This window comes from Polaromonas aquatica, from assembly GCF_042659145.1.
GTDB lineage: Bacteria > Pseudomonadota > Gammaproteobacteria > Burkholderiales > Burkholderiaceae_C > Polaromonas > Polaromonas aquatica.
Window position 1 is genome coordinate 268,358 of the sequence record NZ_JBHSRS010000005.1, and the last position, 25,195, is coordinate 293,552.

The 25,195-nt window shown below is 61.5% G+C and carries 21 protein-coding genes; 15 read left to right on the forward strand and 6 right to left on the reverse strand.

Annotation, left to right across the window (positions count from 1 at the left end; translation table 11 throughout):
- The first annotated feature begins 4 nt into the window (after nucleotides 1–4).
- The 4 genes from ACFQND_RS03560 to ACFQND_RS03575 all read left to right on the forward strand — a co-directional run bounded on the left by ACFQND_RS03560 (nucleotide 5) and on the right by ACFQND_RS03575 (nucleotide 4,500).
- Nucleotides 5–1,495 (forward strand): circularly permuted type 2 ATP-grasp protein, encoded by a 1,491-nt coding sequence (locus ACFQND_RS03560; protein ID WP_371438901.1) that lies wholly within the window; start codon nucleotides 5–7, stop codon nucleotides 1,493–1,495.
- 2 nt (nucleotides 1,496–1,497) lie between these two features.
- Complete coding sequence (locus ACFQND_RS03565; RefSeq protein ID WP_371438900.1) at nucleotides 1,498–2,460, forward strand: alpha-E domain-containing protein; 963 nt, start codon at nucleotides 1,498–1,500, stop codon at nucleotides 2,458–2,460.
- Nucleotides 2,461–2,570: 110 nt separating this feature from the next.
- Nucleotides 2,571–3,389: a transglutaminase family protein gene (locus ACFQND_RS03570; RefSeq protein WP_371438899.1), complete on the forward strand. Its 819-nt coding sequence runs from the start codon at nucleotides 2,571–2,573 to the stop codon at nucleotides 3,387–3,389.
- Between the two features lie 160 nt (nucleotides 3,390–3,549).
- A complete protein-coding gene (locus ACFQND_RS03575; protein WP_371438898.1) occupies nucleotides 3,550–4,500 on the forward strand; it encodes a trypsin-like peptidase domain-containing protein in 951 nt (316 codons plus the stop codon).
- 17 nt (nucleotides 4,501–4,517) lie between these two features.
- Here the strand turns inward: ACFQND_RS03575 and mltB are convergent, their stop codons facing one another.
- The 4 genes from mltB to ACFQND_RS03595 all read right to left on the reverse strand — a co-directional run bounded on the left by mltB (nucleotide 4,518) and on the right by ACFQND_RS03595 (nucleotide 10,315).
- Nucleotides 4,518–5,621 carry a lytic murein transglycosylase B gene (gene mltB / locus ACFQND_RS03580; RefSeq protein WP_371438897.1) on the reverse strand — a complete coding sequence of 368 codons (1,104 nt, stop codon included), beginning with the start codon at nucleotides 5,619–5,621 and terminating at the stop codon, nucleotides 4,518–4,520.
- Between the two features lie 35 nt (nucleotides 5,622–5,656).
- A complete protein-coding gene (locus ACFQND_RS03585) occupies nucleotides 5,657–7,684 on the reverse strand; it encodes a transglutaminase family protein (RefSeq protein ID WP_371438896.1) in 2,028 nt (675 codons plus the stop codon).
- Between the two features lie 607 nt (nucleotides 7,685–8,291).
- Nucleotides 8,292–9,329: a DUF58 domain-containing protein gene (locus tag ACFQND_RS03590; protein WP_371437443.1), complete on the reverse strand. Its 1,038-nt coding sequence runs from the start codon at nucleotides 9,327–9,329 to the stop codon at nucleotides 8,292–8,294.
- 65 nt (nucleotides 9,330–9,394) lie between these two features.
- Nucleotides 9,395–10,315 (reverse strand): AAA family ATPase, encoded by a 921-nt coding sequence (locus ACFQND_RS03595; RefSeq protein WP_371437441.1) that lies wholly within the window; start codon nucleotides 10,313–10,315, stop codon nucleotides 9,395–9,397.
- A 38-nt stretch (nucleotides 10,316–10,353) separates the two neighbouring features.
- Here ACFQND_RS03595 and ACFQND_RS03600 point away from each other — a divergent pair, with 38 nt between their 5' ends.
- The 8 genes from ACFQND_RS03600 (at nucleotide 10,354) to ACFQND_RS03635 (ending at nucleotide 19,413) form a co-directional block, all read left to right on the forward strand.
- A complete protein-coding gene (locus ACFQND_RS03600) occupies nucleotides 10,354–11,307 on the forward strand; it encodes a histone deacetylase family protein (RefSeq protein WP_371437440.1) in 954 nt (317 codons plus the stop codon).
- Nucleotides 11,308–11,317: 10 nt separating this feature from the next.
- Nucleotides 11,318–12,115 (forward strand): enoyl-CoA hydratase, encoded by a 798-nt coding sequence (locus ACFQND_RS03605; protein WP_377412328.1) that lies wholly within the window; start codon nucleotides 11,318–11,320, stop codon nucleotides 12,113–12,115.
- Nucleotides 12,116–12,135: 20 nt separating this feature from the next.
- On the forward strand, nucleotides 12,136–13,452 hold the full coding sequence (locus ACFQND_RS03610) for a mechanosensitive ion channel family protein (protein WP_371437442.1): 1,317 nt from the start codon (nucleotides 12,136–12,138) through the stop codon (nucleotides 13,450–13,452).
- Between the two features lie 234 nt (nucleotides 13,453–13,686).
- Entirely contained in the window at nucleotides 13,687–14,436 is a 750-nt protein-coding gene (locus ACFQND_RS03615; protein ID WP_371437438.1) for an electron transfer flavoprotein subunit beta/FixA family protein, read from the forward strand.
- Between the two features lie 12 nt (nucleotides 14,437–14,448).
- Entirely contained in the window at nucleotides 14,449–15,381 is a 933-nt protein-coding gene (locus ACFQND_RS03620) for an electron transfer flavoprotein subunit alpha/FixB family protein (protein WP_371437437.1), read from the forward strand.
- Between the two features lie 86 nt (nucleotides 15,382–15,467).
- Nucleotides 15,468–17,258: an acyl-CoA dehydrogenase gene (locus tag ACFQND_RS03625; protein WP_371437436.1), complete on the forward strand. Its 1,791-nt coding sequence runs from the start codon at nucleotides 15,468–15,470 to the stop codon at nucleotides 17,256–17,258.
- Nucleotides 17,259–17,351: 93 nt separating this feature from the next.
- Nucleotides 17,352–18,305 carry an NAD(P)H-dependent flavin oxidoreductase gene (locus ACFQND_RS03630; protein ID WP_371437435.1) on the forward strand — a complete coding sequence of 318 codons (954 nt, stop codon included), beginning with the start codon at nucleotides 17,352–17,354 and terminating at the stop codon, nucleotides 18,303–18,305.
- A gap of 22 nt (nucleotides 18,306–18,327) precedes the next feature.
- Entirely contained in the window at nucleotides 18,328–19,413 is a 1,086-nt protein-coding gene (locus ACFQND_RS03635; RefSeq protein ID WP_371437434.1) for an acyltransferase family protein, read from the forward strand.
- Between the two features lie 111 nt (nucleotides 19,414–19,524).
- Here the strand turns inward: ACFQND_RS03635 and ACFQND_RS03640 are convergent, their stop codons facing one another.
- The gene (locus ACFQND_RS03640) at nucleotides 19,525–19,872 is read right to left on the reverse strand and encodes a DOPA 4,5-dioxygenase family protein (protein ID WP_371437433.1); all 348 of its coding nucleotides are present in this window, start codon (nucleotides 19,870–19,872) and stop codon (nucleotides 19,525–19,527) included.
- Nucleotides 19,873–20,035: 163 nt separating this feature from the next.
- On the opposite strand from ACFQND_RS03640, the gene ACFQND_RS03645 reads away from it, so the two are divergent.
- Nucleotides 20,036–21,124 carry a PA0069 family radical SAM protein gene (locus ACFQND_RS03645; protein ID WP_371437432.1) on the forward strand — a complete coding sequence of 363 codons (1,089 nt, stop codon included), beginning with the start codon at nucleotides 20,036–20,038 and terminating at the stop codon, nucleotides 21,122–21,124.
- Between the two features lie 30 nt (nucleotides 21,125–21,154).
- On the opposite strand, the gene ACFQND_RS03650 is transcribed toward ACFQND_RS03645, so the two are convergent.
- On the reverse strand, nucleotides 21,155–22,978 hold the full coding sequence (locus tag ACFQND_RS03650; protein ID WP_371437431.1) for a M14 family metallopeptidase: 1,824 nt from the start codon (nucleotides 22,976–22,978) through the stop codon (nucleotides 21,155–21,157).
- A gap of 135 nt (nucleotides 22,979–23,113) precedes the next feature.
- On the opposite strand from ACFQND_RS03650, the gene dusA reads away from it, so the two are divergent.
- Both dusA and ACFQND_RS03660 read left to right on the forward strand, forming a co-directional pair.
- The gene (gene dusA / locus ACFQND_RS03655) at nucleotides 23,114–24,166 is read left to right on the forward strand and encodes a tRNA dihydrouridine(20/20a) synthase DusA (RefSeq protein ID WP_371437430.1); all 1,053 of its coding nucleotides are present in this window, start codon (nucleotides 23,114–23,116) and stop codon (nucleotides 24,164–24,166) included.
- Nucleotides 24,159–25,109, forward strand: coding sequence for a DMT family transporter (locus tag ACFQND_RS03660; protein ID WP_371437429.1), 951 nt, complete (start codon nucleotides 24,159–24,161; stop codon nucleotides 25,107–25,109). The genes dusA and ACFQND_RS03660 overlap by 8 nt, the downstream gene beginning before the upstream one ends.
- Nucleotides 25,110–25,195: the final 86 nt, after the last annotated feature.

The window sequence follows — 25,195 nt, forward strand, 5'->3', positions numbered from 1 at the left end:
GCTTATGAGCCGACCGATGTTTGACGAAATGAACGTGAGTGCCGAGAGCGTACGGGCGCATTACCAGGGCTACTGCAACTGGCTGTCGCGCCAGCCACTTGAGACCATGCAGGCACGGCGGGCGGAAGCCGAGATGATATTTCGCCGAGTCGGCATTACCTTTGCCGTCTATGGCGCGAAAGACGAGGACGGCTCGGGCACGGAGCGCCTGATCCCGTTTGACCTGATTCCCCGCATCATCCCCGCGCACGAATGGGCCAGCATGGAAAAAGGCCTGGTGCAACGCGTTACCGCGCTTAACCGCTTTATCCACGACATCTACCACGGGCAGGATATCCTCAAGGCCGGCGTGATTCCGTCCGAGCAGATCTTCCAGAATGCGCAGTTCCGCCCCGAGATGATGGGCGTGGATGTGCCCGGCAATATTTACTCGCACATCAGCGGCATCGATATCGTTCGTGCGCCCGATGCCAGCGGGGCCGGCGAGTACTACGTGCTGGAAGACAACTTGCGGGTGCCCAGCGGCGTGAGTTACATGCTGGAAGACCGCAAGATGATGATGCGGCTTTTCCCCGAGCTGTTCAGTGAAAACCGCGTCGCCCCGGTGGCCCATTACCCCGACCTGCTGCTTGAAACCCTGCGCGCCTCGGCACCGCCGGCCACCGCCGATCCCACCGTGGTGGTGCTGACACCGGGCATGTACAACTCGGCGTATTTTGAGCATGCGTTTCTGGCGCAGCAGATGGGGGTTGAGCTGGTCGAAGGCCAGGACCTGTTTGTCAAGGACAACTTTGTTTACATGCGGACCACACGCGGGCCCAAACGTGTGGACGTGATTTACCGCCGCGTGGACGATGACTTCCTGGACCCGCTGGCTTTCCGCCCAAGCTCGACCTTGGGCTGTGCCGGCCTGCTCAATGTGTATCGCAGCGGGAATGTGGCCCTTTGCAATGCCATAGGCACCGGCGTGGCCGACGACAAGTCCATCTACCCCTATGTGCCCAGGATGATCGAGTTTTATCTGGGCGAAAAACCGATCCTGAAAAATGTGCCGACCTACATGTGCCGAAACCCAGAGGACCTGAAGTACACCCTGGCCAACCTGAAAGACCTGGTCGTCAAGGAAGTGCATGGCGCCGGCGGTTATGGCATGCTGGTCGGCCCGGCATCGACCAAGGCCGAGATCGAGGAATTCCGCGCGGCCCTGCTGGCCAATCCCTCGGGTTATATCGCCCAGCCTACGCTCAGCCTGTCGACCTGCCCGACCTATGTGGACAGTGGCATCGCTCCGCGCCACATCGATTTGCGGCCTTTTGTGCTCAGCGGCAAGGAGGTGCAGATGGTGCCCGGCGGCCTGACGCGCGTGGCGCTGAAGGACGGCTCGCTGGTCGTCAATTCTTCACAGGGTGGCGGTACCAAGGACACATGGATTCTGGAAGCCGGTGCTGCGGCGCCCCTGCAGTCCCAGTCGCAATCCCAACGCGCAGGAGTTTAATCATGCTGTCACGTACTGCTGACCATTTATTCTGGATGTCCCGCTATACCGAGCGGGCCGAAAACACCGCCCGTATGCTGGATGTGAATTACCAGACATCCCTGCTGCCGCAGTCGGCCAGCGAAGCGCTGGCTGGCTGGGAAGGCCTGCTCAGCATCAGCGAGCTCAAACCCGCCTACACCGCCAAATACGGCGAGGCCATTTCCCCGCGCAATGTGATGGACTTCATGGTGCGCGACGAGAAAAACGCCTCAAGCATCGTCTCATGCCTGAAAAACGCGCGCGAAAACGCCCGCGCCGTTCGCGGCACGCTGACCACCGAAGTCTGGGAGACCGAGAACCAGACTTATCTGGAGGTCATGCGCATGTTGCGCAGCGGCGACTTCGAGCGCGATCCCGGGCAGTTTTTTGAGTGGGTCAAGTTTCGCTCGCACCTGTCCCGCGGTGTTACTGCGGGCACCATGCTGCAGGACGAAGCCTTTCACTTCTTGCGCCTGGGAACTTTCCTGGAGCGGGCCGACAACACGGCGCGGCTGGTGGACGTGAAGTTCCATGCCGTCAAGAACGACTTCCTGGGCGTGACCCATGCGAAAGACCAGGAGTTTGACTTCTACCACTGGAGCGCCATCCTGCGCAGCGTTTCAGGTTTTGAGGTGTATCGCAAGGTCTACCGCGATGTCATCAAACCCGAGCGTGTGGCCGAGCTGCTGATCCTGCGCCCCGACATGCCGCGCTCGCTGCTGGGCTGCCTCAACGAGGTCATGAGCAACCTAGCCATGGTGACCAGCGACCCATCCAGCGAAACACTGCGCCGCGCCGGCAAGCTGCGCTCGGACCTGCAGTACGCACGCATAGACGAAATCCTGGCCAACGGCCTGCATGCCTTCCTCACGCAGTTCCTGGACCGTGTGAACGAGCTGGGCGCGCACCTGAGCCGCGAGTTTCTTGTGCCTGCTACCCATTGACACAACATGAGGACAGGGCGGCCGCAGCGCCGGGCCGCCCCAAGCAAGGCCAGCCCCCTCGGGGGGGCAGAGAGTTACGCGAAGCGAGCGAACGTGGGGGCCAATAAGTCATGAAGCTGCATGTCAGGCACGTCACGGACTACCGCTACAGTGAGCCGTTACGGTATGCATTGCAAACGTTGTGGCTTACGCCGCAGTCCGGCCCCGCACAGACCGTGAATTTCTGGAGCGTGGGCGCGCCTGAAAAGCTCTACACCCAACAGGATGCGTTCGGCAACACCATCCAGTCCTACACCTTTGTCGGCAAGGAATCCGACAACGTGCGCTGGAGCCTGGTCAATGCCGCGGGCGATGTCGAGACCCTGGGCGTGGCCGAGTTCACGGACGCTGAAAGCCTGCCGCACCCTTACTTCTTTTTGCGTGCTACACACCTGGCTGAACCGCACTGGCAACTGGCAGAGTTTGGCCGCCGCTTCATACCGCAGAGCATTGACGGAACGGCTGATTTACAAGCACTTTTGGCCCTCAGCCAAGGTGTGGCAAGCGCAGTCAGCTATAAAAAAAATAGCACTAGCGTCACCACCACGGCACTGGAGGCTTTTACCCTGGGGGCCGGCGTGTGCCAGGACCAGGCGCATGTGATGGTCGCCATTTGCCGCAGCCTGGGTTACCCGGCGCGTTACGTCAGCGGTTATTTTTATGCTGCCAATGAACCCGACCTAGCCAGCCACGCGTGGTGCGATGTCTGCCTGGACGTGGCCACACGTCGCTGGGTGAGCATAGATGTGACCCACAGCTGCCTGATTGACGAACGCCATGTGCGTCTGGCCATGGGAACAGACTACAACGCCTGCCCGCCCATCAAGGGCGTGCGGCAGGGCGGGGGCGAGGAGTCCATGACGGTGGACATCACCATCGTGCCGGTTTGAGCCGGCATTGCGAATTTCCGGGTCTTGTTGGTTGCTTCTGTTTTGATAGCTGCTTGCGCGCATCCAAAGCCGGTTGCAGGACTGAAAGGCTTGTAAAAAGGCGATCCAAGTCCTCCGGCTGAATCAAACTTGCTCGTTTCCAGATGGTGTAATAAGCGCCATGCCTGACACCCTGGACATCAAAAAAAGCGCCCCCAGCAACAAGAGTTTTTTCCTGGCGATAGGGGTGGCTCTGTTCATCTTTGCCCTGTCGGCAAATGCAGTGACCATTCTGGACTCGACCTGGCACGAAGAGGGCGGCGCCAAGGGGCGCGAACCCGCAGGTTTCGGTGCGCACTTGCGGCTGGCTGCGCAGCCGCAATTCCGCTCCGTGCTGGCGTTTTCCAGTGACGACGAAACCTGGGGCGAGGCTTCGGGCACATGGCTGGGTAACGATGAAAAACACGCCTATGTCCTGACTGCCGCACATGTGTATGCGCTGCCTGCCAGTCCGGATGCCTATTCGGTCCGCTCGCCGGATGGCCGCATCCATAGGCCCGACCGGATATGGGTGCATCCGCAGTGGAATGGCGACTTTGACATGCGTACCGGTTTTGACCTGGCCGTTTTGCGGCTGCCTAAACCCCTGGCTGGTATCGGACCGCAGCCCGTCCTGTACGGCGGCAATGCAGAGTCAGGAAAGTTGATCACCTTTGTGGGTTTCGGCAGCCGCGGCATCGGATCAGCGAGTGAAGAGGATCGTTTCTACCGGGGCTCTGACAAAGCCGCAGCGCAAGGTGTGGTTGACCAACTGGTCAAGACCGTCATGCCGCTGCCGCGCAAGGGGGACGGCGGGAATTACCTCGGTGTTTACCTGCCGAAGGAAGACGGCAGCATTCCCAATCCTTATGGCGGTGCAGCCAAACCCGCGACGCGCTTGGTCGGGCTGCTGGGCTCTGGCGATAGCGGTGGCTCCGCCTGGATGCAGTTGCAGGGCAACTGGGTGATGGTGGGAGTCAATTCCAATGGCTCCGGGACCGCCCGCTACGGGGAGTCTTCATGGTTCACCCGGATCTCCCCGCTGCGGCCCTGGCTGTCCGGCCTGTTTCCGGGTGTGCGTTTCAGCGAATAGCTTCGGCGGGCAAAGGCCTATGGATTGACCCGCGCAGCCACTTCCCACCCCAGTTCAATCACCGACATCGCGTAATAACTGCTCCAGTTGTAGCGCGTGATGACGTAAAAATTTTCAGTGCCGGCGACGTACTGCGGTGCATCCGCGCCGTTCAGCAGCTCTATCAATGCCAGCGGGCCTGTGTGTTGCAGGGCCGGGCCCTTCAGTACCGCGCCTTTGGCGGTAAAACTCGCCACACTGAAGGTTGGCAGGATGTCCGGCGCCATCAGGGCATCCATATCCAGCCGGCTTCTGTCAAAACTTACGGGGTAGTCGGTGGGCATGCCGGGCTGCCAGCCGAAGGCCTTGAAGTAATTCGCGACCGAGCCGATCACGTCGGCGGGGCTGTTCCACAGGTCTATGGTGCCGTCACCGTCGAAATCCACTGCGTACTTGACCCAGCTTGATGGCATGAACTGCGGCATGCCCATGGCACCGGCGTAGCTGCCGCGCACCTCAAACGGGTCTGCATTGCGGCGGCTTTGCAGGGTCAGGAATTGCTCCAGCTCGCCCTTGAAATAGTCGCTGCGTTCCCGGGCGCGCGGGTGGCTTGCCGGAAAGTCGAAGGCCAGTGTGGTCAATGCGTCCATGACACGGAAGCTGCCGGTATCGCGGCCGTAGATGGTCTCCACACCAATGATGCCGACGATGATGTCGGCGGGCACGCCGTATTCCTTTTCGGCGCGTTCAAGTGCGGCCTGGTTGGCTTTCCAGAAACGAACGCCGGCGGCAATGCGGACCGGGTCTATGAAGCGGCTGCGGTAGACACGCCAGTTTTTAACAAAGGCCTTGGCCGGTGGCTGCATCAGCCGTGAAACGGTAGCGTTGTAACGCGCCTGGCCAATCGCATCGCGCACCCAGGCAGGGTCCAGGTCGCGCCTGGCGGCCAGGTCGTCCGCAAACTGCATGGCCCCGGCGCGGGTGGCGTAGGGCGGCCCCTGTATTGCCGCAGCTTTGGCTGCAACCGTTTTTTTAGGGGTTTGTGCATGGCTGGCCACCGTCGCCACGGTGAGGAATGCTATTGAAAATATAGCAAGTGTGAATGATCGAAGAAACGACCCGGATGGGGTGTGAGATGTCATGCGGCTTTCACGAATGTCGGGTGGGCTGTGCGATTTTAAGCAGGCCATACGAGTGCATTGAATTTGCGTCTGAGTTGATGCAGGCGCTGCCTGCCATGTGCGATGGAGATGGCTGATGTGTCGGCATAGCGTTGCAATTCCAGCTGCATCAGCCAGTCATACAGTGCCCTGGTATTTGCCTCGCCCTGGTCGGTGGACTGCGCCATGACCTTTTCGGCCAGCTGGCGTGGCGAGGTGGCGGCTGTGCTTTGGATGCCGGCCCTGGCCAGCCGCTTGCGCGCACGTGCCAGCAGGCGCAGCCAGGGGTCGTGCTGGGTCCTGTCCCACAAGGTCCAGGCAGCGCCAACCAGGCTGGCCAGCACGACGATGCAGATCAGGACGTAGCTCAAGTCCGCCCAGCTCGGCGACTCAAAACCCATGTCCTTGAGCAGGCTGAGCTGTTTGCCCTGGGTGTAGTTGAGTACCCATTGATTCCAGCCGTTGTTGATGGCGTCCCAGGTGGCGCGCAGCTGCATGGCAAAACCGGGACTGATATTGCCCAGGGCTTGCGCGACCACGCCCTGGGGCAAGGCCAGGCGCTGGAAGGCGCCGGTGCGTCCCGGCGCGACGGCCGAGGTCGGGTCCACGCGCACCCAGCCGCGGCCTTCCTGCCAGACTTCAGCCCAGGCATGGGCATCGCTTTGCCGGATCACCCAGAAGCCGCCGACCGCGTTCAGTTCGCCGCCCTGGTAGCCGGTGACGATGCGCGCCGGGATGCCCAGGGCCCGCATCAGGATGACAAAACTCGACGCGATGTGTTCGCAAAAACCTTCCTTGCGATCAAACCAGAACTCGTCGGCGGTGTTCTGGCCGTACACGCCGGGTTCCAGCGTGTAGGTGTATCCACCGGTACGCAGCCGGTCCATCACGAGCTGTGCGAGTTGGGCGCCGCCTGCGTTGGCGTAGCGGGCATCGCTTCGTATCTGGCGGGCCAGGTCCAGTGTGCGCGGGTTGGAGCCGGGCGGCAATTCCGTGAACTCGCGCAGCCCAAGGGCTGACTGGGTGGGGCCATGCCGGAAGCTAGGGTAGCTTTGTACCTTGTAGCGCACCAGGTCGGTGACGGGGCGATTCACCATCCACTGAAGGTCGGCCTGCATCATGCTCTGGTAGCCCGGGAGCACGGGGTTTTGCTCAGCGGCTTCCATGACAAACAGCCAGGGGCGATTGGTGGGCTCCAGCGTGACTTCGTAATTGACCGGCGCGCCCGAAACCACCAGGCTTGACGTCACGCCATAACGCGAAGAGAAGTTGAAGCGCTGCGGGCGCCATTCGCGGCCGTCAAAGTCGGAGAGCACCGGGCCGCGAAAGTAGAGGTCCTGCTGAGGTGGTGGCCGGCCTTCAAACTTGATGCGCATGGCCACGCTTTCATCCAGCGCCAGTGCGGCGATGTTGCCCACCTGCATGCTGGCACTCAGGCCGCTGCGTCCCGTCATTGCATCGCTGGGCACGCCCCACAAGGGCGCCAGCCGGGGGAACAGTAGAAACAGTACGAGCATGATGGGCGCGCCCAGCAGGGCCATCCAGCCAGCGGTTTTGGCGGCTTGCAGCAGGGGCGGTTTGCCGACCGGCATGTGGGCATTGACCAGCACGGTCAGCAGTCCCAGCAACCCCAGCATCATGCTGAAGGCCGTAAGCAGTGACTGCGAGTAAAAGAAATTGCTCAGCATGCAGAAAAAGCCGAGGAAAAACACCACAAATGCATCGCGCCGGGCGCGTAATTCCAGCGTCTTGAGCGTCAGCAGCACGACCAGCAGCGTGACGCCTGCGTCACGGCCCAGCAGGGTTTTATGCGTAAAAAGTGTTGCGGCAATGGTCAGCCCCAGCAGGCCCAGCAGCCACCATTTGCCGGGCAAGGACCTGGCGCCCAAAGCCAGCCAGCCGCGCCAGATGAGCACTGCGCCTGCGAGGGCGCTGCACCAAACTGGGATGTGGGGTGTCTGGGGTAGCAGTACCCAGGCGATGACCAGCAGCAGGAACAGGGTGTCGCGGCTGTCGCGGGGAAGGGTGTTTATGCGTGTCAGCATGGGTGTGCTGGCCTTGGCGCGCTTGCGCTGATGACGTTCTTCGCTCGTATGACCAGGCCGGGTCTCGCCCCGGCGGGCGACTCACTTTCTCTTGGCTTCTGCCCAAGAGAAAGTAAGCAAAGAGAAGGCGACCCGCAGTCTGGGTCCCTTCGCTGCGCTACGGGCAACCTGCGCTGCTCGATTCCGGCGGCGGTCCAAACAACTCGCCTGCGGCTCAGACAAGTTTGGCCCGACCTTCCGCCTCCATCTGCGCTGCTCGGCCCAGCCAGGACGGGTTTGGAGAAAGAAAACGGAATCGGGTTCGGGGAGCAGAACGCGATGCGTTCTGCGGAACCCGGCCCCGTATTTGCTCCCGCTCCCGCAGTGCCGTTCTGGCAGGGCTGAGCAGCACAGGAGGAGACGGATAAAAATTTCAGATGTCCGAAGGCTGCGCAGCAGACAAGTTTCTGAAATTTCCGGCTCATCCGAGCAGCGCAAGGAACCACGCAGCGCAGCGTAGTGGCCCTGACTGCGGCTCGCCTTTTCTTTGGTGACTTTCTTTTGGCGAAGCAAAAGAAAGTTACGAGCCGCCGGGCTCCCCCCGGCTTGTTTGCACAGGCGAGAAAGTTCAACATAGCGCCAGCGTCTCCAGGCACTGACGCCTATGCGCCTCCCCACTGGAAGGCTTGACCTCCAGCGCAGGCAAACGCAGTCCATAGTCCAGCCCAAGCCTGTCCGCCATCAGCACCCACGCGCAAAGCCGTGACAGTTTGTGTTCGGTATCGGCCGTTCCGGCCTGCATGAAGTCCAGCCAGAGTTCATGGCGCTGGGCTTGCTGGGTGTCGCGTACGACCAGTCCGTTGCCCTGCTCGTCGGCCTTGGCGGCTTTTTTCCAGACCACCAGTTTCATGGGGTCGCCGCGCCGGTAGCTGCGTACGCCGTCAAATTCGCCGCTGTCCTGGGTCCGGGCGACCGCCGCAGCGCCGCCGGACCGTGGCTCGCCGGGAGGCAGTGGCGGGGGATGGGGTTCCGGTGCCGGGTAGACCAGGATTTGCGCTGCCGGCCGCCAGACCGTCCAGACCCTGAAGGTGCCCAGCGGAAAGCGTGTTTCAGCGGTCAGCGTCGGCAGGCGGTGCAGGCCGCGCCTGGGCGGCGTGAACGCCACCTGCACGGTGCTGCTGCCCTGCGCTGGCACGTCGGTCCAGGCCCAGTGCGTTTCGCTGCCTTTTTTCGCAGCCACATCCTGTGGGTTGAGCACGCTCAGGCCTATGCCGTAACGGGCAGTGCGCCGCGTATTCGTGAGTTTGACGTCAAAGGCGGCCGTAGCCCCTGCATGCTGCGCAGGAGGTGCTACAAGATTCATAGCGAGGCCGCGCAATGTGCCATGGCACACATGCATACCGACCAGGGCGCTGCCGGCCAGCAAAAAAGTCAGCAAATAGCCCAGGTTGAGCTGGTAGTTGATGGAGGCTACCAGCAGCGTCAGCAGGGTCACGCCCAGCATCAGTCCGGGTCGGGTGGGCAGGATGTAGACATTGCGCTGCGTCAGCGTGACATGGTCGGTAAACGGCAGCTTGCTTTGCCACCATTTCTGAAAACGCCCGCGAATGAAGGCGAGGGGGTTTACCCAGACCGTTCGGGCTGAGCCTATCGAAGCCTTGCGCATGGGCAACCCTTCGACAGGCCTGTCCTGAGCGTCGCCGAAGGGCTCAGGGCGAACGGAGCCCGTATTCACGGCAAAGGCACCGCATCCAGCATGGCCCGCACCTGCTCCAGTGAGCCGCGGCCGGCATCGCTGACGGGGATCAGGCGGTGTGCAGCAGTTTGTGGCAGTACGGCGGCGATGTCGTCCGGTGCCACATAATCCCGGCCGCTGAGAAAGGCCTGCGCCCTGGCGGCGCGCATGACGGCAATGCCGGCGCGTGGGCTGAGTCCCTGTAAAAACCAGCGGCCCGAGCGGGTAGCGGCCATCAGGTCCTGCAAATAGTTCAACAGCGGCTCGGCCGCATGGACCTGGCTGACCTGTTGCTGAAGTTCCAGCAGGTCGTGCGGTGCCAGCACGGCTTTGAGGTTGTCCACCATGTCGCGGCGGTCGCTTCCCTTGAGCAGTTCACGCTCGGCGGCGCGGTCCGGGTAGCCCAGCGAAATCCGCATGTGAAAGCGGTCCAGCTGCGACTCGGGCAGGGCGTAGGTGCCAAGCTGGTCGTGCGGGTTTTGCGTGGCGATCACAAAAAACGGCACCGGCAGCAGGCGGGTTGAGCCTTCAACGGTGACCTGTTTTTCTTCCATGGCTTCAAGCAACGCGCTCTGGGTTTTCGGGCTGGCGCGGTTGATTTCGTCGGCCAGCAGCACCTGGGCAAACAAGGGGCCTGGGTGAAATACAAAACTTTCTTTCTGCCGTTCATAGATCGAGACGCCCGACAAATCGCTGGGCATCAGGTCGGCAGTAAATTGCACGCGTGAAAACTGCAGCCCGAACGAGCGCGACAGTGCGTGGGCCAGGGTGGTTTTGCCGACGCCGGGCACGTCCTCAATCAGCAGGTGGCCCCCGGCCAGCAGGCAGGCGACGCAGTCCTGCACCTGTGCGGGTTTGCCGACAATGACCGTGTTAAGCTGATTTAAAAGCGCCTGAAGTTTTTCTTTGACATTCATGCTGTCAACCATACCGTAATTTTTCGTAAAAATTCCCGATGAACGCGACTGGTTATTTCACCCACAAGGACTGCTGGAAGCATGAAATGGGCCCCGGGCACCCGGAGTGCCCGGAGCGGCTCGATGCGATTGAAGACTGGCTGTTGGCGACCGGTGTCAAGGATGCGCTGGATGTACGCGAGGCCCCGCAGGCGGCGCTGGGCGATATTGAACTGGCACACGACCGCATGATGATCGCGGCCCTGCGCGGCCTGAGCGACCGCCTGGCAGACGACATCAAGGCGGGCGGGCCGCCCTATGCGCAGATAGACCCGGACACTTCGCTGAATGTCCACACCTGGAACGCCGCACTGCGCGCCTCGGGGGCCGTGCTGGCGGCCACGGATCGTGTGCTGGCCGGCGAGATCGAAAACGCTTTTTGCGCCGTGCGTCCACCGGGGCACCATGCCTGCCATGACAAGGCCATGGGTTTTTGTTTTTTTAACAACATCGCCATTGCGGCGCGTTATGCGCTGGAGCGCCATGGCCTGCAACGTGTGGCAATTGTGGACTTCGATGTGCACCACGGTAACGGCACCGAGGACATCCTCAAGGGGGATGAGCGCGTGCTGATGGTAGGTTTCTTCCAGCACCCGTTTTACCCGTACAGCGGCACGGATCACCCCGCCGCCAACATGCTCAACCTGCCGGTGCCGGCCTATACCAAAGGCATGGACATACGTGAGCTGGTCGAGATCATGTGGATCCCCAGGCTGGAAGAATTCAAGCCCGAGATGATTTTTATCAGTGCCGGCTTCGATGCCCATCGCGATGACGACCTGGGGCAGATGGGGCTGGTCGAGCAGGACTATGCCTGGATCACCCAGCGCATCAAGGATGTTGCCAGGCGCCACGCCAGGGGGCGTATCGTGTCGTCGCTGGAAGGCGGCTACAACCTGCGGGCGCTAGCCCGCAGCGTTGAGGCGCATATCCGGGTGCTGGCCGATTTGTAGGATTTGATTTATGAATGCAGTACCACCAAATTCATCGTCGCCACTTCTTCACACCCGTGACGGGCGCGGCGTACACACCCTGACGCTTGACCGCGCCAGCACGTTCAATGCGCTCAGTGAAGACATGCTGGCCGCCATGCAGGCTGCGCTCGACGCCATTGCGATTGACAAGTCCGCGCGGGTGCTCGTGATCGCCGCGCAGGGCAAGGCGTTTTGCGCCGGCCACAACCTCAAGGACATGCGCGCCCACCCCGAGCTGGCGTATTACCAGAAGCTGTTTGCACAGTGTTCACACATGATGCTGGGCATCCAGAACCTGCCGGTGCCGGTGATTGCCAAAGTGCAGGGCCTGGCCACCGCCGCGGGCTGCCAACTGGTGGCGCAATGTGACCTGGCCGTCGCGGCCAGCCACGCGAGTTTCGGCGTCAATGGCATTGACGTAGGCCTGTTTTGCGCCACGCCCAGCGTGCCCCTGGTGCGTAACATGCCCGCCAAGCAGGCCATGGAAATGCTGCTGACGGGGGAGTTCATCACGGCCGATGAAGCGCGTGTGCGCGGTCTTGTGAACCGTGTTGTGCCTGCTGAAGCACTTGATGCCGAGCTTGAAAAGCTGGTGCAGTCCGTACTGCTCAAGCCCAAAGAGGCGATTGCCATGGGCAAGGCACTTTTTTACAAGCAACGTGAAACCGGCGTGGAAGCGGCTTACCAGCTGGCGGGCCAGTCCATGGCCTGCAACATGAGCCACCCGGTCGCACAGGAGGGCGTGCAAGCCTTCATCGAGAAAAGGAAACCGCAATGGCCAGCCTAGGCAGTATGGGTTTGGGGGGCATGGCGGCGGGGGGCTCCGGCTCGCGCGCCAATGTGCGTATCGATACCCTGGATGAATGGTTTGATGCCTTGCTTCGGCCCTCATCGCTGATAGAGGTGGCCGTGCTGGTCGCCTGCGCCCTGCTGGCCTGGCTGGTGGTGCGGGTTATCAGGCGTGCCAGCGGCCCGGTTGACGAGTCGTCGATTCTTTTTGGGCGCCGCATCATCGACGGTGTGCTGTTTCCCATCCTGCTGCTGTTGCTGGCCTATGTGGTGGAGGGCTTCCTGGCGCGCGTGTTTCCTCTCGCGGTTTTCAGGATGGCCATTCCGGTGCTGCTGTCGCTGGCGCTGATTCGCCTGGGGGCCAAGGTATTGCAGGCGGCGTTCAAGGACGCGCCATGGGTGCGCGCGCTGGAACGCTCCATTTCCTGGGCTGCCTGGATTGCCATGGTGCTCTGGGTCAGCGGCCTGCTGCCCGTCATCCTGGAAGAGCTGGACGATATCAAGTGGAAGGTCGGCAACTCGACCATGTCGGTGCGCACCATGCTGGAAGGCGCATTGACGGCCGGTGTGGTGCTCCTGATCACGCTATGGATATCCTCGGCCATCGAGGCGCGCCTGCTGCGTTCGGCCACCGGCAGCGAGTTGTCCCTGCGCAAGGCGGTGAGCAATGCCACCCGCGCGGTGCTGATGTTTGTCGGCTTGCTGCTGGCGTTGTCGTCCGTGGGCATAGACCTGACGGCGCTTTCGGTGCTGGGCGGCGCGGTGGGCGTGGGTGTGGGTTTTGGCCTGCAAAAGCTGGCTGCCAACTATGTCAGCGGCTTCGTGATACTGGCTGAACGCAGCGTGCGTATAGGGGACAACGTGCGTGTAGACACCTTCGAGGGCCGCATCACCGACATCAATGCCCGCTACACCGTGGTGCGCGCGTCGTCGGGGCGCGAGTCCATCGTGCCCAACGAGATGTTCATCACCAGCCGCATTGAAAACCTGTCACTGACGGATACCCGGGTGCTGCAGTCCACCGTGGTGTCTGTTGGTTATGACAGCGATGCAGCGCTGGTGATGCGCCTGCTCTTGGAGGCGGCCCTGAAGCAAAGCCGCGTGTTGCGGGACCCCGGGCCTTCGGTGGCCTTGACCAATTTTGGCGCCGACGGGCTGGAATTCACGCTCAATTACTGGATGGCCGACCCTGAGAACGGCCAGCAAAACCTGCGTTCAGACATCAATTTGCGCATCCTGCAGTCCCTGCGCGACAACCATATAGACATCCCGTATCCGCAGCGCGTGGTGCATACCGCCGCTGTGGCTGCGGTGGAGCCGGCCAAGGGTTCCTGATATCGTGTATGGCTGGTGACCGAAGCCCGCCGGACACCTGTTGCTTCAGGTGCCGCGATTTCTTGGGGTAAGCCCTCTATAATCAATAAAATAGAACGACCGTTCTTTTTTATTGTCGGCCGCCAGGGATGATCCTCCCGGCAGCTGCCTCGCGGCCCGCATCCACATGCCGCAGCATAGAATGTAGAGCTTACCTTTACGTAAACGTCAATTAACAAACTCTGGAGCCGTGTAATGAAGGTCTTGGTCCCCGTCAAACGTGTAGTCGACTACAACGTGAAAGTCCGCGTCAAATCAGATGGCACGGGTGTCGATATTGCCAACGTCAAGATGAGCATGAACCCGTTTGACGAGATCGCCGTCGAAGAGGCGACCAGGCTCAAGGAAAAGGGCGCCGTGACCGAAGTCATCGCCGTCAGCTGCGGCGTCCTGCAATGCCAGGAAACCCTGCGCACCGCCATGGCCATTGGCGCAGACCGCGCCATCCTGGTCGAAACCGCAGAAGAACTGCAACCCCTGGCCGTGGCCAAGCTGCTCAAGGCCCTGGTCGAGAAAGAGCAGCCGCAATTGGTGATCCTCGGAAAACAGGCGATTGACGACGACTGCAACCAGACCGGCCAGATGCTGGCCGCGCTGCTGGGCTGGCCGCAAGCCACCTTCGCCTCCAAGGTCGAAGTTGAAGGCGACAAGGTCAAGGTCACCCGCGAAGTCGACGGCGGCCTGGAAACCCTGGCGCTCACGCTGCCGGCCATCATCACCACCGACCTGCGCCTGAACGAGCCGCGTTATGTGACCTTGCCCAACATCATGAAGGCCAAGAAAAAGCAGCTGGACAACTTCAAGCCTGAAGACCTCGGCGTCGATGTCAAGCCGCGCATCAAGACCCTGAAGGTCAGCGAGCCGCCAAAACGCAGCGCCGGCGTGAAGGTTGCCGATGTCGCCGCACTGGTCGACAAGCTCAAGAACGAAGCCAAAGTCATCTAAGGAGTTGAAGACATGACCGCACTAGTAATCGCAGAACACGACAACAACTCCATCAAGCCCGCCACGCTCAACACCGTGACCGCAGCCGCCCAGTGTGGCGGTGATGTGCATGTGCTGGTGGCCGGCAAGGGTGCAGAAGCCGCAGCCAAAGCGGCTGCACAGATCGCCGGCGTCGCCAAAGTCATCCACGTGGATGGCGACCATTTTGCCCACGGCCTGGCTGAAAACATGGCCGCGCAGGTACTGGCCATCGCATCCGCCTACTCGCACATCCTGTTTCCCGCCACTGCTTCTGGCAAAAACATCGCCCCCCGCGTTGCTGCAAGCCTGGACGTGGGCCAGATCTCCGACATCACCAAGGTCGATGCCGCCGACACCTTTGAGCGTCCGATCTACGCCGGCAACGCCATCGCGGTTGTGCAGAGCCTGGATGCGACCAAGGTCATCACCGTGCGCACCACCGGCTTTGATGCGGCAGCAGCCACAGGCGGCAGCGCGGCGATCGAAACACCGGCAGGCGTGGCCGACAGCGGCAAGTCCACCTTCCTGGGCTCGGAAATCGCCAAGAGCGACCGCCCGGAACTGACTGCCGCGAAGATCATCGTCTCCGGTGGCCGTGCCCTGGGCTCGGCCGAGAAGTTCAACGACGTCATGACGCCGCTGGCCGACAAGCTGGGTGCAGCACTGGGCGCATCACGCGCTGCCGTTGACGCAGGCTATGCACCGAATGACTGGCAGGTTGGCCAGACCGGCAAGATCGTCGCGCCCCAGCTTTACATTGCCGCGGGTATCTCGGGCGCCATACAGCACCTGGCCGGCATGAAGGACTCCAAGGTCATCGTCGCGATCAACAAGGACGAAGAAGCGCCTATCTTCTCGGTGGCCGACTACGGCCTGGTTGCTGACCTGTTTGTGGCTGTGCCTGAACTGGTTGCAGCACTGTAATCACCGGGCGTAAAAAAGGCATCGTGCGCGGTGCCTTTTTTCTTGGTTGTGAGATTGATTGAATATCTGAATTCGGGAGACAAGCGATGAGTTACAAAGCCCCCCTCAAAGACATGCTGTTTGACATACAGCACCTGGCCAACATCGACCAGGTTGCGCAAATCCCCGGTTTTGAAGAGGCGGGTTTTGATACGGCGCAGGCTGTGCTTGAAGAGTGCGCCAAGTTCAACGAAGGTGTGTTGTCGCCCCTGAACCGGGAAGGCGATATCAACCCCTCAAGCCTGAAGGCCGGCGTCGTCACGACCACGCCTGGCTTCAAGGACGCGTTCAAACAATACGCCGAAGGCGGCTGGCAGGGCTTGCAGCACCCGACGGATTTTGGCGGCCAGGGCCTGCCCAAGACCATAGGCGCTGCCTGCGGTGAAATGCTCAACTCGGCGAACATGAGTTTTGCGCTGTGCCCGCTGCTCAGCGACGGCGCGATTGAAGCGCTGCTGACGGCCGGCTCCGATGAGCTCAAGGCGGTTTATCTTGAGAAGCTGGTGAGCGGTCAGTGGACCGGCACCATGAACCTCACCGAGCCGCAGGCCGGCTCCGATCTGGCCATGGTGCGCAGCCGCGCCGAGCCACAGCCGGATGGTACCTACAAGGTCTTTGGCACCAAGATTTTCATCACCTATGGTGAGCACGACATGGCCGAGAACATCGTGCACCTGGTGCTGGCCCGTGTGAGCGGTGCGCCTGAAGGGGTCAAGGGCATCAGCTTGTTTGTGGTGCCCAAGTTCATGGTGGGCAAGGACGGCAAGCTGGGCGCGCGCAACGATGTGCATTGTGTCAGCATTGAACACAAGATGGGCATTAAGGCTTCGCCTACCGCCGTGCTGCAGTACGGTGACAACGGCGGTGCCATTGGTTATATCGTCGGCGAAGAAAACCGCGGCCTTGAGTACATGTTCATCATGATGAACTCGGCGCGTTACGCCGTGGGCGTGCAGGGCATTGCGATTGCCGAGATGGCCTACCAGAAGGCCGTGACTTTTGCCAAGGACCGTGTGCAAAGCCGACCGGTCGACGGCTCCATCAAAGCCAGCGCGCCCATCATTCACCACCCGGACGTCAAGCGCATGCTGATGACCATGCGCGCCTATACCGAAGGCTGCCGCGGCATGGCTTCGGTTGCGGCGGCGGCTTATGACGCCTCCCATCACCATCCCGATGCCGAAGTGCGCAAGCAGAACCAGGCTTTCTACGAGTTCATGGTGCCGCTGGTCAAGGGCTACAGCACCGAGATGAGCCTGGAAGTCACCTCGCTGGGCGTACAGGTGCATGGCGGCATGGGTTTTATTGAGGAAACCGGTGCGGCGCAGTACTACCGCGATGCCAAAATCCTGACGATTTACGAAGGCACAACGGCCATCCAGGCGAACGACCTGGTGGGCCGCAAGACCTCGCGTGACGGCGGGCAGACCGCCAAGGCGATTGCCGGGCAGATCCAGGCCACCGAAGCCGCGCTGAACAAGCAGGGCAGTGCCGATGCCGTGGCTGTGGCCAAACGCCTGAAGGCCGCACGCGAAGCTTTTGTGGATGTGGTCGACTTTGTCGCCGGCAACACCAAGGCCAGCCCGAACGCCGTTTTTGCCGGCAGCGTGCCTTACCTGATGCTGGCCGGCAATCTGGTGGCCGGCTGGCAAATGGCGCGCGCCCTGCTGGTGGCCCAGGAGCAACTGGCCAAGGGGGTTGATGCCGATTTCATGAAGGCCAAGATCACCACCGCCCGCTTCTACGCCGACCATCTGCTGACCAAGGCCCCCGGCATGCGCGACAGCATTGTCGAAGGCGCGGACTGCGTGACGGCGCTGGCGCTCGAAGCGTTCTGATATTGCTATAAATAGCATAGCTGGCTGCGCCTGCTAGATGCGGGCTACAGCCTGAATTTTCATGAATTCCGCCTGATTTTGATGAAAGACACCATGTCCAGACTTCCCGCACCGCTGAACAAGCTGCCGCTGCCCATCATTGGCTCGCCGCTTTTTATCATCAGCAATCCCAAGCTTGTGATCGAGCAATGCAAAGCCGGCGTGGTGGGCTCCATGCCCGCACTGAATGCCCGGCCTGCAGAGCAACTCGAAGAGTGGCTGATTGAAATCACCGAAGCGCTTGCGGCCTGGAACAAGGCCAATCCCGACAAGCCTGCCGCACCGTTTGCCATCAACCAGATCGTGCACAAATCCAATGACAGGCTGGAGCACGACATGGCCCTGTGCGTGAAGTACAAGGTGCCCATCATCATCACCAGCCTGGGGGCGCGTGAAGACATCAACGCCGCAGCACACAGCTACGGCGGTGTGGTGCTGCATGACGTCATCAACAATAAGTTCGCCCGCAAGGCGATTGAGAAAGGTGCTGATGGCCTGATCGTGGTGGCAGCCGGCGCGGGCGGCCACGCGGGCGTCAAAAGCCCGTTTGCATTGATCCAGGAAATCCGCCAGTGGTTTGATGGTCCGATTGCCTTGTCCGGGTCCATCTCGACCGGCGGTGCGGTGCTGGCCGCACAGGCCATGGGCGCCGACTTTGCCTACATCGGCTCGGCCTTCATTGCCACCGACGAAGCACGTGCCGCCGATGCCTACAAGCAGGCCATTGTTGACGGCAGCTCCGACGACATCGTCTACAGCAACCTCTTTACAGGCGTGCATGGCAATTACCTTGCACCGTCGATTCGCGCCGCCGGCATGGACCCCGAGAACCTGCCGGAAAGCGATCCGAGCAAGATGAATTTCGGCGCCGAAAAACCCAAGGCCTGGAAAGAAATCTGGGGCTGCGGGCAGGGTATTGGCTCCGTGAACAAGGTGCAAAGCGCGGCGGCTTTTGTGGCGCAGCTCAAACGCGAATACCAGGAAGCGCGCCAGCGGCTGGCGCTGTAACGCCGGCAGCTTTACGCCATTCATGAACCAGCAAGACAGGCGTTTACCGGGCATTGATGCACTCAAGGCCGTGGCCTGTATGCTGATCGTCTGGCACCACCTGGCTTTTTATGGGCCCATGTCGGACGTGGTGAATGCCCGCATGCCGGGCCTGATCGGCTGGCTGTACGACTATGGCCGCATGGCCGTCCAGGTGTTTCTGGTGGTGGGCGGTTTTCTTGCGGCTGCTTCGCTGGCGCCGCAAGGTGTGGCCAGCTTCACGCAGCCGGGCCGGCTGATTGTTCGCCGTTACCAGCGTTTGGTCGTGCCTTACCTTGTTGCGCTGGCCATAAGCGTGCTGGTGTCTGCTCTGGTGCGGCCCTGGTTTGACGATCCATCCGTGTCCGGCGCGCCCACTTTGTGGCAGTTGCTTGCCCATGTGCTGCTCCTGCAGGACGTGATGGGCCAGGAGGCCCTGTCGGCGGGGGTCTGGTACGTGGCCATCGACATGCAGCTGTTTGTGCTCAGCGTACTGATTTTTTGCGTGCAGCGCAGCCTGTCACGCCGATGGCCGGCGACGTCCGCACGCTTTGGTGTGGGGCTGGTGCTGCTGCTCACCGTATTGTCCCTGTTTGTCTTTAACCGCCAGGCCGGCCTGGACATGACCGCCCTGTACTTTTTCGGTTCTTATGCGCTGGGCATGCTGGCTTTCTGGGCGTCGAATGACAGGCGTGGCGGCCCGTGGCTGTGGACCATGGCCTTGTTGGGCATGGCAGCCCTGGTTCTGGATTTCAGGGGGCGGATTGCCCTGGCACTGGTGGTGGCGCTTGGGCTGTTCTGCCTGCAAAAGAATGCCGGTATGCGGCCGGTGTGCTGGTTGCAGGGCCGGCAATGGCTGGCGCGGCTGGGCCAGATGTCGTATTCAGTGTTCCTGATTCACTTCCCGGTGTGCCTGCTCGTTAACGCGCTGGTCGGCCGTTTTTGGCCAACGGGGGTGCTGGCCAACGCGCTGGGCATGCTGTCGGCATTTTTTCTGTCTCTGCTGGCGGGCTGGGCACTGTACCGGGGAGTGGAGTCGCGGCACGCACCTTCGCGGCGATTGTCCCAGGCAGGCCTGATTTCATCCTGAAAGCGGTCGCCAGCGCCGGATTATTGGCGAAAAATGCCCCTGGCCATCGAGGATAAAGCGCAACCAGCTATTGATTTGATAGCAAATCAGGCGCCCGACATTCCGCGCGCATCAGCGCCTGAACATTTCCAGCTTCAGCGCTGCTGGCTGGCCCAGCCATGAAGCGTGGGTGGTGTGGTCTGCCAGGTCATCGCCGGTGACGCCGTGCACAAACACATTCAGGCCATGGCGCTCTTTTTCCAGCCACGGGATGACACGGTCGAACTGCGTGCTGTCAAACGCCAGCTGGCAACTCCAGTGCGGGTGCGGGCCGACTTCGCGCTCATGCACCCGGCCCACCGTCAGATCGAAAAGCCTGCCGGCCTGCTCGCACAGGGTCCGGGCCTGCGCCACGGTGGCAGGGCCGAAATACACATGGGCGTGGTAGTTGTCGTATATGTTCTCGGGGCGCTGGATCATGGCAAAAGAGGCTGGATTTAAGACTGCCTCATTGTCATGTCAAGCCATGAGTGCCGACGGTGCCAGGGTTTTAAATTCTATATACTGTAATTTTATACAGTAATATTGGGAAGGGTAGGTGCCAAAAGCAGCTGCCCACCAGACCAGCACAGGGCGCCAGGCCATGAGTGACACCATCATCCCCATCCATGCCATCAAGGGCCGGGGTACGGCCACGCGCATTGCGCACCGGTTTGAGAAAGACGCTCGCCATGCCTACGATGACGGCTGGAGAACGCTTGAAGAGAACGCCGCAGGCGAAGCGCCCCGGCTGGCGACGGAAGTGTTTTTTGAGGATGCGCGCAGTGCCATTTCAAGCAACGATTCACCCGATATTTTTTTTGACTACAGCCTCAATCCCTACCGCGGTTGCGAGCACGGCTGTGTGTATTGTTATGCCCGGCCCACGCACAGTTACCTGAACCTGTCGCCGGGGCTGGACTTTGAAACCAAGATCATCGCGAAGCGCAATATCGCCGAAGTATTGCGCCGCGACCTGGCCAAACCCCGCTACGTTCCGCGCCTTCTCAACATCGGTTCGAACACCGACTGCTACCAGCCGGTAGAGCGGGAACTGCGGCTGACGCGCGGCGTTATTGAAGTGCTGCAGCAGGTCCGGCATCCGTTTTCAATCATCACCAAGTCGGCCGGTATAGAACGTGACCTGGACCTGCTGGCGCCGATGGCCCGGGACCGGCTGGCCGCTGTGTACGTCACCATCACCACACTGGACGGCGATCTGGCCCGAAGGATGGAGCCGCGTGCCGCATCACCGCAACGCCGCCTGCGCACCATACGGACCATGGCCGAGCACGGTGTACCTGTGGGCGTGAGTGTGGCGCCGCAAATCCCGTTTGTGAACGACGACATGGAGCAGGTGCTGGAGGCCGCATGGGAAGCCGGCGCGCGCTCGGCGTTCTACACCGTGATCCGCCTGCCGTGGGAACTGGCACCCATCTTCAGGCAGTGGCTGGATCTGCACTACCCGCTGCGGGCCGCACGCATCATGGCGCGTATCCAGGAGATGCGCGGCGGCAAGGATTACGACAGCAACTTTGCCTCCCGCATGAAAGGCGATGGCCTCTGGGCCGACCTGATACGCCAGCGCTTTGAAAAAACCTGCCACCGCCTGGGCTTTAACCGTGAGCGCGTGGAACTCGATTTAAGCCAGTTCAGGCCGGCGGCCAGCCCAGGTCAGGCCTACCTGTTTTGACTTTCGCTGCGCGCTGTAGTCAGCGTGGATTCAGGGCATGTCTTCCAGCTTGACCGTGGGTGGTGCCATCACCCGCACCGTGCTGTTCAGGTCGTCCAGCAACTGATTGGCAAAGTAGCTGCTCTGGGTGTCGGGCTCCAGCGCAGCAAGCACGAGGTTGCCCAGGGGCTGGTTAAGCGGAACGTAGTAACTGCCGCGCGGCACGTCCACCACACCCCGCGCAAGGCTGACCTGGACCCGGGTGATCTTGTTGTTGCCATCGGCAATCGTGCCGCGTACATCCAGTCGTTCACCCGTGGAGCGGGATGTTTCGTGGTAGGCATCGCCCAGCATGGAACCGGGTTCGGCCAGGCGTTGCACCTGCACGCCCTGCAAACGCAGCCGTTCTACCGCTGCGCTGGAACTTGCAGACAGCCAGTAGCCGCAAGGCCGGGCGCGTGCCTTGACGGTATGCAGCGCAAGTGCCGAATTCCAGTCCACTGCAATGGCCTTGTCAGCCCCGCTGACCGGGTCCAGCATCAGCAGCTCGTAGCGGGACGCGGTGGCGGCCGCATCGACAACCGCTTCACCCCTGCAGGCGAGGCCGCTGACTTCCCTGTCGATATAGGGCCGTAGCTGGTTCAGTTCGGAGGCGCGCTGGGCCGTGCTGGCCAGCACGCTGGTGATGGCCGTGACATGCGTGTGAACGCGCCGCTGGATGTGCAGCCGGCCAATGCCTACGCCACGGGTTTCTATCAGCAGGCTGACGGCATTTTTCAGGCCGTCCACATTGCGGCCGGTATCGGCTTGCGTGCCGCCCATGGAGATTTTTTTGTCGGCCAGGTCGCTGGAGGTGGTGTAGTACCACTCGGTGCTCAGGCCCTGGGCCTTGAGCGCGGTGATGAGGGGCCGGCGATACCACTCTTCGGCAGCCTTGGTCAAAAATTCCGGCAGGTTGGCCGTGGTGGCGTACTGCAGCAAGGCGTCGAACTTCTGTATCGTGCCGAATTTTTCAAGGTAGCGGCCCACCACTGTGTATTCGTGGGCATCTACCACCACGGTCGGGTGATAGTCACGCGAAAGTTTCGCCAGCGATTGCGCTTCGGGTGTGTTGAGCAGCAGGTGGTCGCGGTTCATGTCGATGCCATTGGCCGTCACGCGGTGGTCACCGGCCGCACCATCCGGGTTGGCGCGCGGAACAATCACCACATTGATGCGTTCCAGCAGGGGTTGCAGCAGGCCCTGTGAGAGCTCTCTTGCGATGACCAGCATGGCCTCGCTGCCAGCGGGCTCGTTGCCATGCTGCTGGCCGACCAGCAACACCGTGGGCCGCCCGTTGGCCATCAGGGTTGCGGGGTCTGTGTTCGTAGCGCGGGCCAGCACAAGGGCCTCCAGCGCTTCGCCGCGTTGCGACCTGCCGGCAGGCACCACGGCTGCGGCCACACCTGCCGTGCGGGATGCCGCGTTTGCCTGGTCGCGCAGCCAGGTCTGGATTTCCGCTTGTGTCGTGAAGGTGCTGCGGCCGGCCTGCAACCCGGGTGTGCCGTAAATCACCGACGGTGCAGGAAAGCGCGCGGCAACCGCTGCGCCATACGGGGCGGATGCATCTGCGGCCAGGCTGGTGGCTGGGTTGGTTATTGGCGGTACACGGGCTACGGGAGAGACCTGTACACCAAGGGGGGGCTCTGCCGGTACTGCGGGCTGGGGGGCTGGAGGAGATGCCTGCAGTGCGGGACGTGTACTGGTCGGGGGAGGAGACGCCGATGGCCAGGGCGGCAGGGGCACCGATGTGCAGGCACCCAGCAGCACCGTGGTCACCATTACCAGCGCTTTCGCGGGAAAACGGCAGTGGCGGGCTTGGTTCAACGATGGCATGTTCATGGGGTCCCTGCAAATTTTGCGTAGTGGGGTGTACGGTTTTCTTTGCTTATGTTACTTGCCTTGGGGCGTGGTTTTCCGGTTGTTTGGCTGCCCTCACGCGGGTTTCCCGCTTTCTGGGAAAATAGGCCCATGTTCCCGCAGTCTTCTCCTGTAACCGTGCCTGAGACGGTTTTCCCCATTGCCGAAAACCCTTGGCGTTTGTCCATTGCACCCATGATGGACTGGACTGACCGGCATTGCCGTCACTTTCACCGCTTGCTAAGCCGCCACGCGTTGTTGTACACCGAGATGGTGACCACGGGTGCATTGATCCATGGCGATGTGGAACGGCACCTGCGCTTCAATGCCGAGGAGCATCCGGTCGCGCTGCAACTCGGCGGCAGTGAGCCATCCGACCTGGCGCATTGCGCCAGGCTCGGCGAGCAATGGGGCTATGACGAGATCAACCTGAACTGCGGTTGCCCGAGTGAGCGTGTGCAGCGCGGTGCGTTTGGCGCCTGCCTGATGGCCGAACCGCAGCTGGTGGCCGACTGCATCAAGGCCATGGTGGATGTTGTGGATGTACCGGTCACGGTCAAGCACCGCATAGGCATCGACAAGGGCGAGAGTTACGAATTCGTCCGTGATTTTGTAGGCACTGTCAGCGAAGCGGGCTGCGAGGTCTTTATCGTGCATGCACGCAATGCCTGGCTCAAGGGCCTGAGCCCGAAAGAAAACCGTGAAGTGCCGCCCTTGCGTTACGAGATGGTGCATAAACTCAAGCAGGAGTTTCCGGGCCTCACGATCGCCATCAACGGCGGCCTCACGACCGGTGCGCAAGTTGCAGGTGAACTGCAAAAACTGGACGGCGTGATGATAGGGCGCGAGGCCTATCACAACCCCTGGTGGCTGGCTTCCTGGGACACGGATTTTTTCGGGGCAGAGCCGTCAGTATTGACGCGCGAACAGGTGGAAGAGCAGATGTGCGATTACATGGCGCGCGAGTTCGCGGCGCATGGCACGCCGTGGAGCGCCATTGCCCGCCATATGCTGGGCCTGCGCCATGGCCTGGCGGGTAGCCGCCGCTGGCGCCAGGTCTGGAGTGACCATAAGCTCAAGGGCCTGCATCCGCGCGATGTGATGGCTCTGGCGCACAGCTCGCCCGAACCAAACATGAACACTGCAGAAGCCGCCTGTGCCTGAGGCGACGCCGCGCCAGGTCAGGCTGGCCCTGCTGGTGATCTGGTTCATACCGGTACTCTGGACTGCCAACTATGTTGTGGCGCGCATGGCGCCCGGCGTGATCGGGCCCTATGCGCTGGCCTTGGGTCGGTGGTTGCTCGCGGCTGTTGTGCTGTTTGCCCTGTCAGGCGGCGAACTCTGGCAAAAGCGATCCGAGCTTGCCCGGACCTGGTGGCAATATCTTGTTCTTGGTTTTCTCGGCATGCTGGTATGCGGTGCCTGGGTCTACCTGGGGGCACGTTCGACGGGGGCCGTCAACATTGCGCTTATCTACTCTGCATCACCTGTATTGATAGGGCTTGGTGCAGCCTTGTGGCTTGGCGAGCGCTTCAGCAAGTTGCAGGCTACGGGGGTGGTGGTGGCCATGGCTGGTGTGCTTCACGTGGTGCTTAAAGGGCAATGGTCTGCACTGGGCAGCGTGCAGTTTGTACCCGGTGATGCGTGGATTGTTGGCGCCACATTTGCGTGGGCAGCTTATGCCCTGCTGCAAAAGAAATGGCCAAGCACCCTGAGCGCAACGGCCCGGCTGGCGGCTTGTTGTGCGGGGGGCGTGATATTGCTTGCTCCCTGTGCCATGTGGGAGTCCACTGTGCCCGGGCTGACGCAATGGGGCACCAGGGCCTGGACGCTCATTGCCGTTGCCGGTGTGATTCCCGGCCTGGGCGCTTACTGGATTTATGGCTGGGCGCAAAAAGTGATTGGGGCCAGCCGCGTAGCCGTGGCGCTTTATCTCGGGCCGCTCTACACCGCGTTTGTGGCCTGGGCATTGTTGGGTGAAGCACCCGGCCTGCATCATGCTGTCGGCGCTGCCTTGATCCTGCCGGGCGTTTTTCTCGTGTCCGGTGCGGGTTTTCGCAAGACCGAAGCCGCTACCGGGATCAGTCCGCACACGGTCAGCAAGTAGCGAAAGCAATTCTTCGGGGAGGCGGGTTACCGCTGTGTGTGAGTCGCTGTTGTTCCGGTTGGACCTGCGGTCCCGCGAGCCCAAAA

What these genes read in the sequence shown, in the direction of transcription:
- ACFQND_RS03570 (WP_371438899.1), top strand. Translation starts at nt 2,571, where the DNA reads ATGAAGCTGCATGTCAGGCACGTCACGGACTACCGCTACAGTGAGCCG.
- ACFQND_RS03650 (WP_371437431.1), bottom strand. Translation starts at nt 22,978, where the DNA reads ATGCCATCGTTGAACCAAGCCCGCCACTGCCGTTTTCCCGCGAAAGCG.
- ACFQND_RS03585 (WP_371438896.1), bottom strand. Translation starts at nt 7,684, where the DNA reads ATGCTGACACGCATAAACACCCTTCCCCGCGACAGCCGCGACACCCTG.
- ACFQND_RS03575 (WP_371438898.1), top strand. Translation starts at nt 3,550, where the DNA reads ATGCCTGACACCCTGGACATCAAAAAAAGCGCCCCCAGCAACAAGAGT.
- ACFQND_RS03630 (WP_371437435.1), top strand. Translation starts at nt 17,352, where the DNA reads ATGTCCAGACTTCCCGCACCGCTGAACAAGCTGCCGCTGCCCATCATT.
- ACFQND_RS03605 (WP_377412328.1), top strand. Translation starts at nt 11,318, where the DNA reads ATGAATGCAGTACCACCAAATTCATCGTCGCCACTTCTTCACACCCGT.
- mltB (WP_371438897.1), bottom strand. Translation starts at nt 5,621, where the DNA reads ATGACATCTCACACCCCATCCGGGTCGTTTCTTCGATCATTCACACTT.
- ACFQND_RS03600 (WP_371437440.1), top strand. Translation starts at nt 10,354, where the DNA reads ATGAACGCGACTGGTTATTTCACCCACAAGGACTGCTGGAAGCATGAA.
- ACFQND_RS03620 (WP_371437437.1), top strand. Translation starts at nt 14,449, where the DNA reads ATGACCGCACTAGTAATCGCAGAACACGACAACAACTCCATCAAGCCC.
- ACFQND_RS03590 (WP_371437443.1), bottom strand. Translation starts at nt 9,329, where the DNA reads ATGCGCAAGGCTTCGATAGGCTCAGCCCGAACGGTCTGGGTAAACCCC.
- ACFQND_RS03640 (WP_371437433.1), bottom strand. Translation starts at nt 19,872, where the DNA reads ATGATCCAGCGCCCCGAGAACATATACGACAACTACCACGCCCATGTG.
- ACFQND_RS03635 (WP_371437434.1), top strand. Translation starts at nt 18,328, where the DNA reads ATGAACCAGCAAGACAGGCGTTTACCGGGCATTGATGCACTCAAGGCC.
- ACFQND_RS03595 (WP_371437441.1), bottom strand. Translation starts at nt 10,315, where the DNA reads ATGAATGTCAAAGAAAAACTTCAGGCGCTTTTAAATCAGCTTAACACG.
- dusA (WP_371437430.1), top strand. Translation starts at nt 23,114, where the DNA reads ATGTTCCCGCAGTCTTCTCCTGTAACCGTGCCTGAGACGGTTTTCCCC.
- ACFQND_RS03645 (WP_371437432.1), top strand. Translation starts at nt 20,036, where the DNA reads ATGAGTGACACCATCATCCCCATCCATGCCATCAAGGGCCGGGGTACG.
- ACFQND_RS03615 (WP_371437438.1), top strand. Translation starts at nt 13,687, where the DNA reads ATGAAGGTCTTGGTCCCCGTCAAACGTGTAGTCGACTACAACGTGAAA.
- ACFQND_RS03610 (WP_371437442.1), top strand. Translation starts at nt 12,136, where the DNA reads ATGGCGGCGGGGGGCTCCGGCTCGCGCGCCAATGTGCGTATCGATACC.
- ACFQND_RS03625 (WP_371437436.1), top strand. Translation starts at nt 15,468, where the DNA reads ATGAGTTACAAAGCCCCCCTCAAAGACATGCTGTTTGACATACAGCAC.
- ACFQND_RS03560 (WP_371438901.1), top strand. Translation starts at nt 5, where the DNA reads ATGAGCCGACCGATGTTTGACGAAATGAACGTGAGTGCCGAGAGCGTA.
- ACFQND_RS03565 (WP_371438900.1), top strand. Translation starts at nt 1,498, where the DNA reads ATGCTGTCACGTACTGCTGACCATTTATTCTGGATGTCCCGCTATACC.